This window comes from Pseudomonas sp. 22189 (assembly GCF_052045635.1).
Lineage (GTDB): Bacteria > Pseudomonadota > Gammaproteobacteria > Pseudomonadales > Pseudomonadaceae > Aquipseudomonas > Aquipseudomonas parakoreensis.
Map to the genome: position 1 here is coordinate 213,944 of NZ_JBQEPG010000003.1, position 16,669 is coordinate 230,612.

Consider the following 16,669-nt stretch of genomic DNA (forward strand, 5'->3'; position numbering starts at 1 on the left):
TGACGCTTTAAATCGGCGGACTCAGGCTCAATAAAATTGATGTTATAGTATAACAATATGAATTAGCCAGACCTGCTCTTGCCCAAACCGATAAAGAGCATGAAGCTGCATGCCATATGCCCGTCGGGAACCGTGATGAAAAATGTCCTGAAATGCTCGCTAATGAGTCTGGCATTGCTGTCGGGTGCCAACGTATGGGGACAAGCGCCGATGCTCGCCAAGTGCACACACAGCGCTAACCTGCTGGCATGTGTCGATGCGCAAGGCAACGCCTACAGCGTGAATACGGTGGGCAGCACGATTTACCTGCGCGGCTTTGAAAAGGACGGCAAACGCTACTGGGCGCAGACCAACAGTCGGTTCGGCCAACTGACGTTCTTCACCGGCATCGCCTCTGACGGCGAAGCCTGGGTCGGCTACACCCGTCGCGTTGGCTGGACGACGATCAATCGCTTCTCCAGCTCAGGCGGCAGCAGCGCGAAGTTCACCTGCAGCCGGATCACCGGCTGCTAAACCTGCACCTTTTTCTGCGTCTGCTGCCAGGCGATGTAACTATCGATTGGCGGGTTCTGCTGGAAATAGCGCTGCAATCCTTCAAACAACCCGTTAGCGATAGCCTGTTGATGTCGAGTTGTCACCAGGCGCTGGCTGTCACGCGCATTGGAAATAAAGCCGGTTTCTACCAGGATCGACGGCACATCCGGCGACTTCAGCACCGCAAACCCCGCCTGTTCCACGCGCTTTTGATGCAATGTGGTGATGCCTTGCAGACTGCCCAATATGCTGCTGCCGAGTTGCAGACTGGCGGCGATGGTGGCGTTCATCGACATGTCGAGGATCACGCCGGCGAGCATCGGATCCTTGTCCTTGAGATTAAGCAGACTGGTCGCGCCGAGCAGATCCGCGCCGTTCTCGCGCTGTGCCATGAAGCGTGCAGTCGCTGACGTCGCACCCCCTTCTGACAGGCAATACACCGAAGCTCCCGACGCCGTCAGACGCGGCGCTGCATCGGCGTGCACGGAGATAAACATGTCGGCCTTGTGCTGACGGGCAATGTCTACACGCTTGCGAAGGGGCACGAAAAAATCGTCATTGCGAACCAACTTCACGTCGAAGCCCTTCTCCTTTTTAAGACGTTTGGCGAGCAATTGTGCGATGGACAGCACCACGTCCTTTTCCCGCTCACCCTTGGCGCCGACGGCACCAGGGTCTTTACCACCGTGTCCGGGATCAACCACGACAATGATGTCGCGTTTAAGGTGATGGTTATTCGTGGATGTTTCACGTGGAACTACTGCGGTGCTCAGGACTTTATCGGCGTTCACCAGATCGAGCACCAAACGGTGGCCTTGACCATCCTGCGGTGCCAAAACAAAGCTGTTCAATAGAACGGGAGTGTTCAGATCGAGAACGATCCGGGTATCGCCTAGACCAACATGCCCGGCGCGGATCGAGCGAATGGCCGTATCTGCTAACGGCAATTGACTGAAATCACCACTCAGACTCGCCCCGGACAGGTCAATGATCAAACGCTCTGGAGCACTCAACGTGAACGTTTTGTAGCGCACCGGGCCGCTCAAATCGAAGACCAGTCGCAGCTTTTCACGCGAACGCCAGAGCCGCGCATTTCGCACTTGGGTTGCTGAGACACTGAAGGGCAGAGCCAAGGCTGCGCTGGTCAAAAACAAACTGAGCAAGTGGCGTCTGTGCATATGAAAACCCGTTCATGAAAAAAGCATCGTGATTTGAATTGTTATAATGTAACATCCAATTCAGTCAACACGATGGTTCCGAACATGAATTCGCTGACACTTCCGGATATCGCCACTCAAGCCTCTCGACAAGCATTACCGCTTGAGTGGGTGGGAATGCGCGGCATTGCCTTGCCGGTATTATTGGATGGCCAACGTCTGAGCGCGAAGGCAGATGCAGGCGTCAGTCTTGACGATGGTGAGGCGCGTGGCATTCACATGTCGCGTTTGTATCTGGCCTTGGCAAGGCTTGAGCAGCAGAACCTTTCTCCACGGGTTTTGCATCAGGTACTGGACGATTTTCTGGCGAGCCACGAGGGCTTATCCAGCAATGCTTACCTGAATATCCACAGCGAAGTGCTGCTGAAACGACCCGCGTTGGTCAGCCCACTGGCGGGGTGGAAAAGCTATCCAGTGAGCATTTCTGCCAGCCTCAAAAACAAAGTGTTCCACGTGGAACTCAAGATCGATGTGCCCTACTCCTCGACCTGCCCGTGCTCAGCCGCATTAGCAAGGCAACTGATCCAGCAGCAGTTCATCGATGATTTTGCCAATAAGCCACTGCAGCACGCTGAAGTTCTGGCTTGGCTTGGCTCAAGCCACGGCATCGTTGCCACTCCGCACAGCCAACGCAGCACCGCGCAATTGCACATGCATCTGGAGGAGTTTATCGATGAGTTGCCCCTGAGCGTGATCATCAACGACGCTGAAGCCGCACTGGGCACCGCCGTGCAAACCGCCGTGAAACGCGCCGACGAACAAGCCTTCGCGCTGGCCAACGGGCAGAACCTGATGTTCTGCGAGGACGCCGCGCGACGACTCCATCTGGCCCTGCGTCGCTGCCCTGGTGTCAGCGGGTTCCACCTGCGAGTGATCCACGCTGAAAGTCTGCACGCCCACGACGCCGTCGCCGAAAGCCACTGGCATCGAGAACACGCATGATCCGCTGCCATTCCTTGAGCTGGGGCGCCCCCGGGCAACCGCTGACTTCACCACTGACGGTCACGCTGGAAAGCGGCAGTCTGAGCGCTATCGTCGGCGCCAACGGCTGCGGTAAAAGCAGCCTGCTGAAAGTCATCGCCGGGTTGCAGAAACCCTTGAGCGGAAAAGTCGCGCTAGGCGTCCCCCGCCAAGGAGGATTGTCATTCCTGCCGCAACAGCAACACCTCGACCGACAGTTTCCCATCAGTCTAGAAGAACTGGTGGCTGCCGGGTTCTGGGGCCGTCGATTGTCGACGCAATTGCGCGCACAGCGCCTCACTCACGCACTCGACAATTGGCACTTGAGCGGACTCGAGAAACGCCCGCTGATGGCGCTCTCCGGTGGCGAACTACAACGCGCATTGCTCGCCCGTTTGAGTCTGGCTGACGCGCCGCTACTCCTGCTTGACGAACCCCACGCTGCGCTCGACGAACTGGGTCAGCAATTGCTTTGGCAACACATCCAGGCCTGGCACGCCGAAGGTCGAACCTTGTTGGTGGTCTGCCACGACCTGGCCGCCGTCCGCCAACACATCCCGCAGACACTGCTGATCAAAAACCACGAATGCGTGTTTGGCGCCAGCGTCGAACTGATCCAGCAAACACCCGGCACGCAGGTGGCTTGATGCTCACCGTCGCCCACCTTTGGCAACCGTTCAGCGAATTCCTGTTCATGCGCCGAGCGCTGCTCGGCGGATTGGTCTTGGCCTGCAGCACAGCACCGCTCGGCGTTTTTCTGATCCTGCGGCGCATGAGCCTGATCGGCGACGCCGTCGCTCACGGCATTCTTCCCGGCGCCGCATTGGGCTTCTGGTTCGCCGGTCTGAGTCTGCCCGCGCTAACGTTCGGCGGTCTGGGTGCGGGCCTGAGCATGGCCGGGCTGGCTGCGTGGATTACCCGTCGCACCGGTTTGCGCGAAGATGCCAGCCTCGCCGCGATCTACCCGATCTCACTCGCCAGCGGCGTGCTGATTCTCGGCATCGCTGGCAAACGCCTCGACTTGCTGCACTTGCTGTTCGGCTCGGCGCTCGCGGTCGACGGCCCGACCCTCAACGGCATGTTATGGGTCTCGGCCCTCAGCCTGATCGCCATGGCCGTCATCTACAAACCGCTGCTGCTCGACACCCTCGATCCTCTATTCCTGCAAACCGTCAGCCGCCTCGGCCCTCTCGCCCACGGCGTGTTCCTGACCCTGGTGGTGCTCAATCTGGTGATCGGTTTCCAGGCCATCGGCGCGTTGATGGTGGTCGGTCTGATGATGCTGCCTGCCGCTGCCTCACGGTTCTGGAGTCGTCGCCTGCCGAGCCTGATTGCCATCTCGGCGCTTATCGGCTGCCTCTCGGTGTGGTGCGGATTGTTGATCTCGTTCTACTACTCGCTGCCCAGCGGTCCGGCGATCGTGCTGGTGGCCGGTATCGGTTATCTGCTGTCCGTGGTGTTCGGACCGGTTCACGGGCTGCTGCGCCGCCCGCCTTTGCTCACATCCCAATGAGGTGTTTCCCGATGCGCGTTCTACTCGTGTTGTTCAGCTTGCTGCTGTCGATGTCGTTATCGGCGGCGGAAAAATTGCCGGTGGTCACCAGCTTCAGCATCCTCGCCGACATGGTGCATCAGGTCGGCGGCGAGCATATCCAGATCACCAACATGGTCGGCCCGGACGCCGATGCGCATACCTATGAGCCAACACCGGACGACGCCAAAGCGCTGCTCAAAGCCAAGCTGATCATCAAGAACGGCCTCGGTTTCGAACCATGGCTCGATCGACTGGTGACCAGCACCGGCACCCAAGCCCCGCTCATCAGTGCCAGCCACGGTGTGATTCCGCGCTCGCTCGATGAAGACGGTGAAACCATTCCCGACCCGCACGCTTGGCACAATCTGGCCAACACCGAGCTGTACATCGCCAACATCACCAAGGCGCTGATCGCCGCCGATCCGGCGAACAAGGCCGATTATCAACGCAACAGCCAGACCTACCTGAAACAGATCTACGCCCTGCTCGCCGAAGCCAAGACCAAGCTCGGCTCGCTGCCACCAGGCAATCGCAAGATCGTCACCAGCCACGACGCCTTCGGTTATCTCGGGCAGGCCTACGGCATCGACTTCATGGCGCCGCAAGGTCTTTCCACCGAGCGCGAACCATCGGCCGCCGAAGTCGCTGCACTGATCACGCAGATCCGTCAGGCCAAGGTCAAAGCGGTGTTCATGGAAAACATCAAGGACGCGCGCCTGCTCAAGCAGATCGCTGATGAAAGCGGCGCGCATATCGGCGGCACGTTGTACTCCGATGCCCTCGCCGCCAGAGGCCCGGCCAGCACCTTTACCGGACTGTTCGAATACAACCTCAACACCCTTTACGACGCGCTGAGCCAACCATGATCCGCAAAAATCCCTCAGGCGATTTGCCGCAAATTGCCGAGTCGGCCTACGTCGACAAAACCGCGATCATCTGCGGCAAGGTGGTCATTGGCGAGAATGTGTTCGTCGGCCCCTACGCGGTGATCCGCGCCGACGAAGTAGACGCTTCGGGCACGATGGAGCCGATCACCATCGGCGCCAATTCGAACATCCAGGACGGCGTGGTGATCCATTCGAAATCTGGTGCTGCCGTGACCATCGGCGAATTCACCTCGATCGCTCACCGCTCGATCGTGCATGGCCCGTGCGTAGTCGGCGACCGGGTGTTCATCGGATTCAACAGCGTGCTGTTCAATTGCGTGGTCGGTGACGGCTGTGTGGTGCGGCACAACTCGGTGGTCGATGGCCGCGATTTGCCGGACGCGTTCTACGTGCCCTCCACCACCCGCATCGGCCCCAGCACCGACCTCTCGCAGTTCCCGCCGGTGAGTGTCAGCGCCTCGGAGTTTTCCGAAGACGTGGCGCGCACCAATGTCGATCTGGTGCGCGGTTACAAAGCCTTGCAGAACGAGTTCTGAACCATGAGCAGCGTGTTGATTCGCAACGCCAGACTGGTCAATGAAGGGCGCGAGTTCGACGGCGATCTGTTGGTCAGCCATGGTCGCATCGTCAAGATCGCAGGCCGCATCGACGGTGAAAATGCCCGTGTGGAGATCGACGCCAATGGCCAATGGCTGTTGCCGGGGATGATTGATGATCAGGTGCATTTTCGCGAACCGGGAGCGCCGGCCAAGGGCAGTATTCACTCCGAGTCGCGCGCAGCGGTGGCGGGTGGCATCACCAGTTTCATGGACATGCCCAACACCCAACCGGCCACCCTCAATCTCGAAGCGCTGGCGGATAAAAAACGCCGGGCGGCGATCAACTCCGTGGCCAACTACGGATTTCACTTCGGTGTCAGTCAGGACAACCTCGACACCGTGGCCGCGCTCAACCCCTGCGAAGTGGCCGGGGTCAAAGTGTTCATGGGCGCCTCCACTGGCAATATGCTGGTGGATGATCCTAAGATTCTCGAACGTTTATTCGCCGAAGTGCCGACGATTCTGCTGGCGCATTGCGAACACACACCAAGCATCGAGGCCAATGCAGCACGTCTGCGCGAACGCCTGCCGGCGAATATCCATGCACTGATTCGCGATGCCGAGGCTTGCTACCGATCCTCTTCGCTGGCGGTGGAACTGGCCAGACGTCACGGCACCCGCCTGCACGTTTTGCACCTGACTACCGCTCGCGAGCTGGAGCTGTTCGAAGACAAACCTCTCACTCAAAAGCACATCAGCGCTGAAGTCTGCCTGCACCACCTGCTGTTCGATGACCGCGACTATCCAGCACTCGGCAACCTGATCAAATGCAACCCGGCGATCAAGACCCAGGCCGACCGAGACGCCTTGCGCGCGGCGCTGCTGAGCAACCGGCTGGATGTGATCGGCAGCGATCATGCACCGCATACCTGGGCGGAAAAACAGCGTCCTTACACCGAAGCACCGTCCGGGTTACCGCTGGTGCAACACGCCCTGCCGGCACTACTCGAGCTGGTGGCCGATGGCGTGCTGCCGATCACCACGTTGGTGGCGAAGACCAGCCATCGCGTGGCGGATCTGTTTGCGATTCCGGATCGGGGTTATTTGCGCGAGGGGTATTGGGCGGATCTGGTGCTGGTTGAGCCCGCGGCCATGGAGGTGTCGCGGCAACCGATTCTGTCGCAGTGCGGATGGACGCCGTTTGCTGACAAGACTTTCCGCTATCGGGTGAATACCACGTTGGTGTCGGGGCAGATTGCATGGCGGGAGCAGCGCATCAACGAAAGCTGTCAGGGGCTGCCGCTGCGGTTTATGCGTTAAATGATCAGGTGTCTGACAGAACGTCTTCGCGAGCAGGCTCGCTCCCACAAGGAGTCGCGCTGGCCCTGTGGGAGCGAGCTTGCTCGCGAAGCTTTTAAGCTCTTGGCTTCACGGTGCCGCAATCCTGACCCAACCACACCGCACGGGTTTCCAGACTGCCCTTCTGGTTGATCCCGATCGCATTGAACGTGCCGTTGGCCACGGTGGTGAACTCACGATCACTGAGGAACGTCGCGACACCCGTGCCTTGCGCTTTCGGGCAGCTGAAGCGGAATTTCCACTGGTTGCCGGTGCGCTCGGTAATCTGCTGTTTGCAGCCCGACTGCGGATCGGCCAGCGGAATATCGTTGGTCGCCACTTGCTGCGGCGTCAGACAGGCACGAATGCCCTTACCACCGATGTTGATCCCGTTCTTCTCCAGCGCCGCGCGTTGTTGCGGGGTCATCTGGCCTTGCAACTGGCCGAGGATCGATTGCACATCCATGGGCTGGTCATCGACCTTGACGTTGCTTGAGGTCATTTCCCACAACCCCGGCTGCAGCATTTGCGCCTGCGCAACCACCGGCATTGCCAAACCCAGGCCCAGCGCCAAACCCAGCAGACGAACGTTCATCGAAAAAACTCCTGATCAGTAGTGGCCGTTAGACGTCGGCCGATTGCTTCGGTTCATGCACCAATTAAATAGCGACATTCGCCTCGGAACATGGTCTGTTACGCATTGAGTCTTCAGGAGCAAGGCTGCCCCATGGATTATTTTGGACCGCACATTTTCGGCTATCTGATCGCCCTGATACATAGCCTCGGCTTGATCGCCGCGATCCACGCGGTGCTGACCGTTCGCACCGCCCAAGGCTCGATCGCCTGGGCATTGTCGCTGATTTTCATTCCCTACCTGACACTCATCCCTTATCTGGTCTTCGGCCGCAGTACCTTCGACGGCTATATCAAGGCACGGCGCCAGGCCAACGAACAGATGCGCCAGGCGATCTCCGAGTTGAACTGGCGTCCGTGGGTCGAAGAAGCCCTTACCGCCCGCGCCTCAAATGCCTATGCCTCGCTACGGGCCATGCCCAAACTGGGGCGGATGCCATGCCTGGCGAATAACGAAGTGCAACTGCTGGTGAATGGCCACGCGACCTTCGAGGCGATTTTCCAGGCCATCGATCAAGCGCGCGAAGCCGTACTGATCCAGTTTTTCATCATCCATGACGACCGCCTCGGGCAGCGCCTGCGCGATCTGTTGCTGAAGAAAGCTGCCGAAGGCGTGGCGATTCATCTGCTCTACGACCGCATCGGCAGCCACGCCCTGCCCCACAGTTATGTACAGGCGTTGCGCGATGGCGGTGTCGAGGTCAAAGCCTTCGCCACACGTAGCGGCTGGCTCAATCGCTTCCAGGTGAATTTCCGCAACCACCGCAAAATCGTCGTGGTCGATGGTGTGCTCGGCTTTGTTGGCGGGCACAACGTTGGCGATGAATACATGGGCGAGAAGCCGCCGTTGGCGCCATGGCGCGATACCCATGTGCAAGTGCGCGGGCCGGTGGTGGCCTGCATGCAGGAGTCATTTGCCGAGGATTGGTTCTGGGCCGCGCGCACATTGCCGCCGCTGATCCTGCCGGACGTTTACCCGGACGACGGCGTGCTCTGTCAGTTGCTGGCCAGCGGCCCGGCCGACGCCTACGAAACCTGTTCGCTGTTCTTCGTCGAAGCGATCCACGCCGCAACCGAGCGGGTGTGGATCACCAGCCCGTACTTCATTCCCGATGAAGCCGTGTTCGCCGCGTTGCGTCTGGCGGTGCTGCGCGGCGTCGACGTGCGCCTGCTGCTGCCATCGCGCCCCGATCACCGCATCGTCTACGCCGCGTCCAGCCTGTATGCATTCGAAGCGGTGCGCGCCGGCGTGCGGGTGTTCCGCTACGAACCGGGGTTCCTGCATCAGAAAGTGGTGTTGATCGACAGCGAAATCAGCGCCGTCGGCAGCGCCAATCTGGACAACCGTTCGTTCCGGCTGAATTTCGAAGTGATGCTACTGACCGTCGACAGCGAATTCGCCGCCCACATGGAACGTATGCTCAACGATGATTTCGAGCAGGCTTATGAGGTTGCCAAAGAAGAAAGCCGGGAGATCCACCGCCTGCAACAGCTCGGCATGCGAATCGCCCGGCTTATTTCACCGATTCTCTAGAAGCCCATCACCCTCTCCAAGGGAGAGGGCAGGGTTCAGGCATCAAGGATTGTAGATGTCGTCACGGGTCCAGGGCAGTTCATGACTGCCGTCCGGATGAGCCTTCACTGCCAGAATCTGGTGCAGGTTGATCCAACCACGCGCGAACGCGTAGGCACATCCAGCCAGATACAGCCGCCAGATACGCAACGCCTGATCCGGTACCAGTTTCCCGGCCGCTTCGAGGTTATCCTCCAGCCGCTCGCTCCAGTGATCCAGCGTGCGCGCGTAATGCAGACGCAGGCTTTCGACATCGACGATCTCCAGCCCGGCTTCGCTGATCTCGGCCGAGATCATCGCCAGGTGTGGCAACTCGCCGTTGGGGAACACGTATTTCTCGATGAAGTCGCCAGCGCCGCGTCCTACCGGACGACCATCGGTGTGTTTGGCGGTGATGCCGTGATTCATCACCAGACCGCCCTCCTTCACTGCACCGAACAGGACTTTGCAGTATTCAGCGAGGTTGGCGTGACCGACGTGTTCGAACATGCCGACGCTGACTACCTTGTCGAAACGCCCGTCCTGCGGCAGATCGCGGTAGTCGAGCAATTGCAGCTCAACCTGATCTTCCAGGCCCTCGGCCTTGACCCGCTCGCGGGCCAGTTCCAGCTGTTCCTTGCTCAGGGTGATGCCGAACACTTTGGCGCCGAATTCACGTGCGGCGTAACGCGCCAGACCACCCCAGCCGCAACCGACATCCAGCAGGTAATCGCCCGGCTGCAAACGCAGCTTGCGGCACAGATGGCGGAATTTGGCTTGCTGCGCCTGCTCCAGGGTTTCGCTGCCCGTTTCGAAATACGCGCAGGAATACGCCATGTCGCTGTCCAGCCACAGCTGATAGAACGCGTTGGACAGGTCATAGTGATAGGAAATGGCTTTGGCGTCGGTTTCCTTGTCGTGCACTGCACGCACTGGCTGAGCGCCTTCATCTTCATCGAGCAAGGCGCTGCTCAATTCGTCGCAGACCCGGATGACCTCGCTGATCGAGCCCTCCAGTTCGAGCTTGCCTTCAACAAACGCCGCCCCCAGCGCGTCGAGGCTTGGATGGGTGAACTGGGTGACCATCGTCGGGTCCTTGACCACGATGGTGACGCTGGGCGTCGGCCCCAGGTTGAACTCATGGCCGTCCCAGAGTCGCAGGCGAAGCGGAAGCTGCAGATTCTGTAAGGCCGGTGGAAGTTGCGCGAGCATGGAAAATCCCCCCTTGTTTCAGACGTCAGATCTGAGGGTAGACCATCCTTGAAAAATAGCAGGCTATCGATTTAATTAGCCGAGACTATCGTTTCAGACGCGCCAGCAGGCCGGAATGCAACCCGTGCTTTCGACACGGAAACCGGCAATGACGTGTGCGCCTTCTATATAGATGACTGCCTATTCGGCGCACAGTTCGCTGCAAATCATTTCAATGACCGTCCTTGAGCTTGAGCAATGGCTCCTGAAACCGCAGCAGCCGTCCGGCATTGCCCAACACCAGCAACGTGCTGAGGTTGTGCAGCAGCGCGGCGATCATCGCCCCGGCCGCGCCGAGCCAGCCAAATGCAGCAAAGATGACAATCGCCAAGGTCCAGCCCAGACCGATGATCACGTTAACCTGCAAGGTTCGTCGGCATTGGCGGCTGAGCCGCACACAGGTTCCGAGGCGGCGCAGATCACTGCCGATCAAGACGATATCCGCCGAGGCCAGTGCGATGTCAGCGCCGCCCGCGCCCATTGCGACACCGACCACACCAGCCTTCAGCGCCAGCGAATCATTGATGCCGTCGCCCACCACCATCGGCCGAAATCCGTTGTCGATTTCCTTCAGTACGCGGTTGAGTTTGTCCTCGGGCAGCGCCTGCGCTTCCAGCTCTTGCAGGCCGACCTCGCGGGCCAGGGTCTGCGCGACACTCAGGCGGTCGCCGGTCAACAGCAACTGGCGACCCAGACCGAGCTCGCGCAATTCGCTGAGGGCAAAGCGGGCTTCCGGTTTGACGCTGTCGGCCAGCAACAGCCAGGCGACAAATTCGCTGTTCAGTGCCAATCCGGCAATCGGCCCATCGTGCTCGGGAACGGTGGTGGTGACGATATCCAGTTGCGCGAACAACTCGGGCCGGCCCAACGCCGCCTCGCCTTGGGCAGTCGTGGCGACTACACCGAGACCCTGACGCTCATGAATATCAGTCAGCGGCAGGCTCTGTTCCTGACTGACCAGCCCAGCCAACGCGCGGCTGACCGGGTGGCTGCTGGCCGCCCCGAGGCTGGCGGCCAGTGCCATTACCGAGGCCTGATCCAGTCGTGGGCTGCTGATCGATTGCAAACGCAAGGTGCCGTAAGTCAGCGTGCCGGTTTTGTCGACCACCAGTGAAGTGAGATCTGCCAACTCCTCAAGGAACGCCGAACTGCGAATCAGAATGCCGTGGCGCGCCGCCACTGCCACGCCGGCAATCGCCGTGGCCGGTGCCGACAGCACCAAAGCGCAGGGACATGCCGCCACCAGCACCGCGAGCATCGCCTGCGCGTCATGGGTGACAAACCAGGTCACCGCCGCCAGCAGCAACACCAGCACCATGTAGCTACCGGCATAGCGCTCAAGCAGGCGCATTATGGGCGGCTTCGAGCGCTCGGCGTTCTGCATCAGCGCAATGACTTTGCCCAGCGTCGATTGATCGCCGGTACGGGTCACCTCGATGCGCAGCAAGCCGTCGAGGTTGATCGCGCCACCAAACACCGTCATGCCCACCGCCGTTTCCACCGGAACCGACTCACCGGTAATCGACGCCGTGTCAAGGCTGGCCTGGCCGAACAACACTCGACCATCCGCTGGCACCCGATCTCCGGCCCGCACCTCAACCGTGTCGCCGGGTTTCAGCGTGCCGTTATCGACTTCGATGATCGAGCCATCGGACTGAATCTTGCGCGCGTGACTGCGGGTCAACTGGCCGAGGGCGTGAATCGCTTCCTGCGAGCCGATCACGCTGCGCTCTTCCAGCACGTGGCCGAAGATCATGATGATCGGCAGCAACGCGGCGGTCAGCAGATCGCCGGTCGCCCACGCACCGAGCATCGCCAGGGCGATCAATTGATCGGTGATGCCGTGCAGGCTTGGATAGCGCAGGCTGTACCACGCCGAGCGCATCACCGGCACCGCCACCAATAGAGAAGCGAAACCCAGCAGCAACTGACTGACACCGGTTTGCTCCGGTAACAGCCAGCGCCAGAGCAGACCGAGGCCGAGCAAGCCAAGGGCGAGCATCGCCAAGGTCAATTGCCGTGCGGCGCGGCGCTGTTCGGCCGAGGACAACAGGCTCGGTGCGGCAGTGGTCGCAGTCATTTGCTGGCTCCCTGAATGATCAGGCGGGAATCGTCTTTCGGATCGACCGTGGTCACTGAACCGGCCTGGCCAAGAATCTTCGGCATGCGTTCACGGTACAGCCGCAGGAGCATCTGCGGGTCGGTACCCTGTTGTTGCGCCTTGGCCAGGCTCAGCACCGTGGCGGTATCGGCAGCGGCTTTTGCCAACCGTTCGCCGGCCTGCGCGTGGGCCACTTGCAGGATGCGGTCGGCTTGTTCGTTGGCGGTCTGGGTAAGTTTTTCTGCTTCGGTGCGTGCGTTGGCAACGGCTTTGTCGGCTTGCTGGCTGGCGGTCAGAACCGCATTGAAAGCGCTGACCGCAGGGTCCGGCAGACTCGACTGCACGTCGACCCGCGCCACTTCAATGCCGATGCCCTGCCCGCTCGCCTTCAACTCAGCCAAGCGCTTGTTGATGCCTTGCACCAGATCACCGCGCAGACGCTCACGTCTTTCGGCGGCCTGGTTATCAGTACCGATCAACTCCGGACGGGCGACCAGAATCGTGTCCAGATCCCGGGCAGCGGTCAAAGCCACAGCGCTACGGGTGACCAGCCGATCCAGTGCCGGCAGCACATGACCACCCTGCAGGACGAAGTCGTAAGGGTCGGTCACTTTGTAAAACACCCGCACATCCAGTTGCACCACGCCGGCGTCCCCCGTCAGCAAGTAACCGGAACCGGCCAATGCATCGCTTAGCGGTGTGGCGAAAGTCGCTACACGATCAGCCTTGATCGCCTCACTGCTGCGCAGCAGGTTTTCCACTCGACGCTCGATCACCCGATCCGCTGCCGGTAGTAAAACCACCTGCTCGAACGGCTGTGGCCAAGCCAGTAACAGCCCGGCATTCTGGATGCGTTCCAGTGCGCCAAAGTGCAGAACCACGGCGCGATTCTGCGGATCGATCTGCCGCACATTGGAAAACGCCCACGCCAACGCGGCCAACACCGTGACCGCGTACAAGGCAAAAAACGCCAAACGTCCGGCCTGAATCCACGGACTGCTCAGCGAATGTGTTCCACGTGGAACTTCATCACTCATGGCTGCGATCCGGATTTGTTTTCGACATTCGGCGGGCCGTCCACCAGCACGCGGAATGGCGCGGCGTCGGTGCGCAGGATTAGCTTGGTGTCCGGCGTGACGATAGTGCCCAGGGTGTCCAGCGAACGCAGCAGGTTGTACAACTGCGGCGACCCAGCGTAGGCACGGCCATAAATTTGCGCCGCTTCGACTCGGGATTGCGCTTCGATTTCTGCGGCTTTAACTGTCGCGTCAGCCTGAACAATTCGTGCATCGCGCTCGGCAGCAGAACGAATTTGTGCAGCTTCCCGCTTACCGATGGCGGTGCGTTCGGTGGCAATTGTTTCACGCTCCGCGCGCATCCGATCGACCGTGGCGGTGAGCGTGACCGAAGGCAAGGTCAGGCGTTCGATGCCCACCTGCACCACGCGCACACCGTAAGTGGCCAGCAACTGCTGGTCGATCTGCTGACGCAGTTGCGCCTCGAAATCGGCAATACGCACTTTGCCGGCATCAGTATTCACCAGATCCGCCAGGTCGAAACTGCTGGCGGTGGTTTCCAGCGCCGAGCCGACAAAGGTACGAATCTGCCGCGCCGCTTCGTCCGGCTGGTTCTGCACCGCGCGCATGAAACGCTGCACGTTATCCGGATCGCCCTGCACCTGCCACGCCACGTAGGCCTGGACGATGATGCGCAAACCGTCGCGAGTGCCGACATCCTGCAAACCGCTGGAGGTGGTGCGCAGGCGCAGATCCACCGGGATCGCCGCTTCGAACGGCGCCGGCCAGCGCCAGCTCAAACCGGGTTCAAGCAGCACCCGTGAAGGATTGCCGAAACGGGTGATGACCGTGGCTTCACCCGAGCGCACTTGCACCAGGCTCGCCGCCGCAATGGCAAACGCCACCAGCAACAGCGCCCAGCCCATCCGCCGCCAAGGGAACGGTCCCGCGTCCTCCGGCGCACCGTGGTGATGGTGATGATGCCCATGATGATGGTGATGCCCGGCGTGGCCGTGATCGTGGCCGCTGTGATCATGGGAATCGTGAGTGTGCGACTGGCTCAAGGGGCAACTCCTGGTTGAGCGGTGGTGCGCGCAGGCGTCGGATCAGCCGGCAGCGTGAACGTACGCAGGTCGATGGTCGGCGCATTGCTGCTGCCGCCTAATCGGTGGTCGAGTACCAACAGTTTGGCTTTGCTCAGACCGTGGCTAAGTTGGCTGAGGTATTGCTCCAGCACGAATGCCTGACCAGCGCTGGCATAAGCTTTCTGTTCAGCGCTGAACTTCAGGTCTGCCGCCTGCGCCGTGGCGTTGATTTCGCGAGCGCTGGCACTGGCCTGATCACGGGCAAGGCTGGCCTGCAACAACGCCTGGTTACTGGCTTCAGCCGCAGCGCCGCGCTCACGGGAGATCAACGCCTGCGCGCCGATCTGTGCCGCTTGCACACCGTGATAAGCATTGGCGGCGCCGGCTGGCGGGTGAATCGCTTCGACCACGGTGGCGAGAATTTCCACGCCGCTGTTGAGCTTCTGCAGATCGCCTTGCACCGCGCGACCGATTTCTTCGCCCAGCCCAACCCGGTCAGCACCGAGCAGACCGTCGAGGGTACGCGAGGCAAAGTCGTGCACCAGAATCCGGCTCGCGGTGCTGCGAATCAGCGTCGGCACATCGGCATTGTTGTAAGTCGCGGCCAAAGTATCCTGATCACTCAGACCAATGCGATAAACGAAGCGCACGTCCATGTTGACGATCTGAAAGCTCTGCTGATCGCCACGGCTGCTGGCGATCACTTGGGATTTGTCGTTAACGTGGCTGGCATCCCACAAGCGGTTGGCGCTCATCGGCGCCGGGCCTTCGGCGGGGTCAGCCTGTGTCGGCGCAGGCGCATCGCCGACGCTGGTTGCCAATTCGTGCACCACACCGTTCTCGACGCTCAATACACGGCCCAGTGGCCACGGCAAACCGGCGTGCAAGCCAGGGCCAAAGACTTGTACCGGTTTGCCGAAGCGCTCGTAGATACCGCGCCCTTGCAGCGGGATTTCGTGGATCCCGGTCAGCAGCCATCCGAAGGCGGCGACCAGCGCCAGCACCGGCAGAAAAGCGCGGCGCATGTAGCTGAACGCCCAGATCTGACGCAAATCGATGCCGAACCGGTTGTGCAGTTCGTGCTGCAAAGCGAGTAATGGCTGTGGTGGCCAACGCAGCATATCGGCAACAAAACTGCGCGCCAGCAGAGTCGGTTCCAGCTGCTCGCGTCGAGGGCTGAATACCGACAAAACTGCGCGCAATAGCAACTCGATCGCGATCAATCCCGGCAAGATCCCGATCAATACCGCAAGGCGCACGGGCCACACCGAAGCCTCGCTGGCGAACAGCAGGCACAACGCCCCCAGTACCAGACTGATGATCGCCACCCGCGCAAGTTGCGCAAGGGACCCGGCTTCCGGCCATTGCGCGGGGTTTTCCTGAGCCAGTTGCCGCTCCAGCACCAACAGGCCGAAACCCAACAGCAACATCAGCACGGCGCCCACCGTAGCCGACAGCCCAACCGCAGCTGGCGGCAACGCAAGGTTCCAGACTTGTTCGATGCCGATAATCACCAGCACTGACCAGCCGCCCAGCCACAACGTGGCCACGCCAATCTGACCGAGCAGGTGCAGACCGCGCTGACTCAATCGCTCCAGCACCCGTTCGTACCAGCCGTCAGGAGCGGTTTGCTCGACCTCGTTCAGCGGTTGCTGCGCCACTGGGTGCATGACCCGTGCGCGCCATTGCGTCACCCACCACGCCGACTGCAGTCCGGCGACCAGCACCAGCAACGCCGCGCCCAGATTCACCAGCAAGGCCGGCCATATCGATTGCGCGGCAAACAGCTCGACAAACAACGCCAGCACCCACCCTGCCCCGGCCAATCCACCGAGGCCAAAGGCCAGACGGCGCAATCGTCGCCCCTGCGCAGCCGCTTGCTGAAAGCGCGGCAACCCGGTCACTTGCGTGCCATCGACATCCAGATCGACTTGCATATCACCCCAAAGCCATTGATTCACCGGTCCAATCGTTACGATATAACGAAAAGCGTGAAATATTCGTACACAAATTCGCTTATCT

General features: G+C 60.6%; 15 protein-coding genes. 8 read left to right on the top strand and 7 right to left on the bottom strand.

Features of this window, described 5'->3' with window-relative positions; all coding sequences use genetic code 11:
• Nucleotides 1–135: 135 nt before the first annotated feature.
• The gene (locus ACTJKS_RS04285) at nt 136–513 is read left to right on the top strand and encodes a glutamine synthetase (protein ID WP_108184261.1); all 378 of its coding nucleotides are present in this window, start codon (nt 136–138) and stop codon (nt 511–513) included.
• Here ACTJKS_RS04285 and ACTJKS_RS04290 read toward each other — a convergent pair.
• On the bottom strand, nt 510–1,712 hold the full coding sequence (locus ACTJKS_RS04290) for an N-acetylmuramoyl-L-alanine amidase (RefSeq protein ID WP_108184262.1): 1,203 nt from the start codon (nt 1,710–1,712) through the stop codon (nt 510–512). The two genes, ACTJKS_RS04285 and ACTJKS_RS04290, sit on opposite strands and share 4 nt — an antisense overlap.
• Before the next feature lie 84 nt (nt 1,713–1,796).
• Here ACTJKS_RS04290 and folE2 point away from each other — a divergent pair, with 84 nt between their 5' ends.
• Genes folE2 through ACTJKS_RS04320 form a run of 6 tightly spaced genes read left to right on the top strand, consistent with a single transcriptional unit; the run spans nt 1,797 to nt 6,991 of the window.
• Nucleotides 1,797–2,693 (top strand): GTP cyclohydrolase FolE2, encoded by an 897-nt coding sequence (gene folE2, locus ACTJKS_RS04295; RefSeq protein ID WP_108184263.1) that lies wholly within the window; start codon nt 1,797–1,799, stop codon nt 2,691–2,693.
• Complete coding sequence (locus tag ACTJKS_RS04300; RefSeq protein WP_142579864.1) at nt 2,690–3,358, top strand: metal ABC transporter ATP-binding protein; 669 nt, start codon at nt 2,690–2,692, stop codon at nt 3,356–3,358. The genes folE2 and ACTJKS_RS04300 overlap by 4 nt, the downstream gene beginning before the upstream one ends.
• Entirely contained in the window at nt 3,358–4,224 is an 867-nt protein-coding gene (locus ACTJKS_RS04305) for a metal ABC transporter permease (protein WP_108184264.1), read from the top strand. Before ACTJKS_RS04300 ends, ACTJKS_RS04305 begins: the two co-directional genes overlap by 1 nt.
• 11 nt (nt 4,225–4,235) lie before the next feature.
• A complete protein-coding gene (locus ACTJKS_RS04310; RefSeq protein ID WP_108184265.1) occupies nt 4,236–5,111 on the top strand; it encodes a metal ABC transporter substrate-binding protein in 876 nt (291 codons plus the stop codon).
• Nucleotides 5,108–5,668, top strand: coding sequence for a gamma carbonic anhydrase family protein (locus ACTJKS_RS04315; protein ID WP_108184266.1), 561 nt, complete (start codon nt 5,108–5,110; stop codon nt 5,666–5,668). Before ACTJKS_RS04310 ends, ACTJKS_RS04315 begins: the two co-directional genes overlap by 4 nt.
• Nucleotides 5,669–5,671: 3 nt before the next feature.
• Nucleotides 5,672–6,991, top strand: a complete 1,320-nt coding sequence (locus ACTJKS_RS04320) for a dihydroorotase (protein ID WP_108184267.1) — start codon at nt 5,672–5,674, stop codon at nt 6,989–6,991.
• A gap of 94 nt (nt 6,992–7,085) precedes the next feature.
• On the opposite strand, the gene ACTJKS_RS04325 is transcribed toward ACTJKS_RS04320, so the two are convergent.
• Complete coding sequence (locus tag ACTJKS_RS04325) at nt 7,086–7,604, bottom strand: DUF3617 domain-containing protein (protein ID WP_027610324.1); 519 nt, start codon at nt 7,602–7,604, stop codon at nt 7,086–7,088.
• 132 nt (nt 7,605–7,736) lie between these two features.
• On the opposite strand from ACTJKS_RS04325, the gene cls reads away from it, so the two are divergent.
• Nucleotides 7,737–9,176 carry a cardiolipin synthase gene (gene cls / locus ACTJKS_RS04330; protein WP_108184268.1) on the top strand — a complete coding sequence of 480 codons (1,440 nt, stop codon included), beginning with the start codon at nt 7,737–7,739 and terminating at the stop codon, nt 9,174–9,176.
• A gap of 42 nt (nt 9,177–9,218) precedes the next feature.
• Here cls and cfaB read toward each other — a convergent pair whose 3' ends face one another.
• The 5 genes from cfaB to hflK (ACTJKS_RS04355) all read right to left on the bottom strand — a co-directional run bounded on the left by cfaB (nt 9,219) and on the right by hflK (ACTJKS_RS04355) (nt 16,584).
• Nucleotides 9,219–10,406, bottom strand: coding sequence for a C17 cyclopropane fatty acid synthase CfaB (gene cfaB / locus ACTJKS_RS04335; RefSeq protein WP_047297352.1), 1,188 nt, complete (start codon nt 10,404–10,406; stop codon nt 9,219–9,221).
• A 211-nt stretch (nt 10,407–10,617) separates the two neighbouring features.
• Entirely contained in the window at nt 10,618–12,525 is a 1,908-nt protein-coding gene (locus ACTJKS_RS04340) for a heavy metal translocating P-type ATPase (protein ID WP_108184269.1), read from the bottom strand.
• Entirely contained in the window at nt 12,522–13,583 is a 1,062-nt protein-coding gene (gene hflK, locus ACTJKS_RS04345; protein ID WP_108184270.1) for a protease modulator HflK, read from the bottom strand. The genes ACTJKS_RS04340 and hflK (ACTJKS_RS04345) overlap by 4 nt, the downstream gene beginning before the upstream one ends.
• Nucleotides 13,580–14,626 (bottom strand): protease modulator HflC, encoded by a 1,047-nt coding sequence (gene hflC / locus ACTJKS_RS04350; RefSeq protein ID WP_108184271.1) that lies wholly within the window; start codon nt 14,624–14,626, stop codon nt 13,580–13,582. Before hflC ends, hflK (ACTJKS_RS04345) begins: the two co-directional genes overlap by 4 nt.
• Nucleotides 14,623–16,584 (bottom strand): protease modulator HflK, encoded by a 1,962-nt coding sequence (gene hflK / locus ACTJKS_RS04355; protein WP_108184272.1) that lies wholly within the window; start codon nt 16,582–16,584, stop codon nt 14,623–14,625. The genes hflC and hflK (ACTJKS_RS04355) overlap by 4 nt, the downstream gene beginning before the upstream one ends.
• Nucleotides 16,585–16,669: the final 85 nt, after the last annotated feature.

Bases quoted from the DNA above. Each gene is read 5' to 3' on its own strand.
- ACTJKS_RS04285 (WP_108184261.1), top strand. From the start codon at position 136: ATGAAAAATGTCCTGAAATGCTCGCTAATGAGTCTGGCATTGCTGTCG.
- ACTJKS_RS04290 (WP_108184262.1), bottom strand. From the start codon at position 1,712: ATGCACAGACGCCACTTGCTCAGTTTGTTTTTGACCAGCGCAGCCTTG.
- folE2 (WP_108184263.1), top strand. From the start codon at position 1,797: ATGAATTCGCTGACACTTCCGGATATCGCCACTCAAGCCTCTCGACAA.
- ACTJKS_RS04300 (WP_142579864.1), top strand. From the start codon at position 2,690: ATGATCCGCTGCCATTCCTTGAGCTGGGGCGCCCCCGGGCAACCGCTG.
- ACTJKS_RS04305 (WP_108184264.1), top strand. From the start codon at position 3,358: ATGCTCACCGTCGCCCACCTTTGGCAACCGTTCAGCGAATTCCTGTTC.
- ACTJKS_RS04310 (WP_108184265.1), top strand. From the start codon at position 4,236: ATGCGCGTTCTACTCGTGTTGTTCAGCTTGCTGCTGTCGATGTCGTTA.
- ACTJKS_RS04315 (WP_108184266.1), top strand. From the start codon at position 5,108: ATGATCCGCAAAAATCCCTCAGGCGATTTGCCGCAAATTGCCGAGTCG.
- ACTJKS_RS04320 (WP_108184267.1), top strand. From the start codon at position 5,672: ATGAGCAGCGTGTTGATTCGCAACGCCAGACTGGTCAATGAAGGGCGC.
- ACTJKS_RS04325 (WP_027610324.1), bottom strand. From the start codon at position 7,604: ATGAACGTTCGTCTGCTGGGTTTGGCGCTGGGCCTGGGTTTGGCAATG.
- cls (WP_108184268.1), top strand. From the start codon at position 7,737: ATGGATTATTTTGGACCGCACATTTTCGGCTATCTGATCGCCCTGATA.
- cfaB (WP_047297352.1), bottom strand. From the start codon at position 10,406: ATGCTCGCGCAACTTCCACCGGCCTTACAGAATCTGCAGCTTCCGCTT.
- ACTJKS_RS04340 (WP_108184269.1), bottom strand. From the start codon at position 12,525: ATGACTGCGACCACTGCCGCACCGAGCCTGTTGTCCTCGGCCGAACAG.
- hflK (WP_108184270.1), bottom strand. From the start codon at position 13,583: ATGAGTGATGAAGTTCCACGTGGAACACATTCGCTGAGCAGTCCGTGG.
- hflK (WP_108184272.1), bottom strand. From the start codon at position 16,584: ATGCAAGTCGATCTGGATGTCGATGGCACGCAAGTGACCGGGTTGCCG.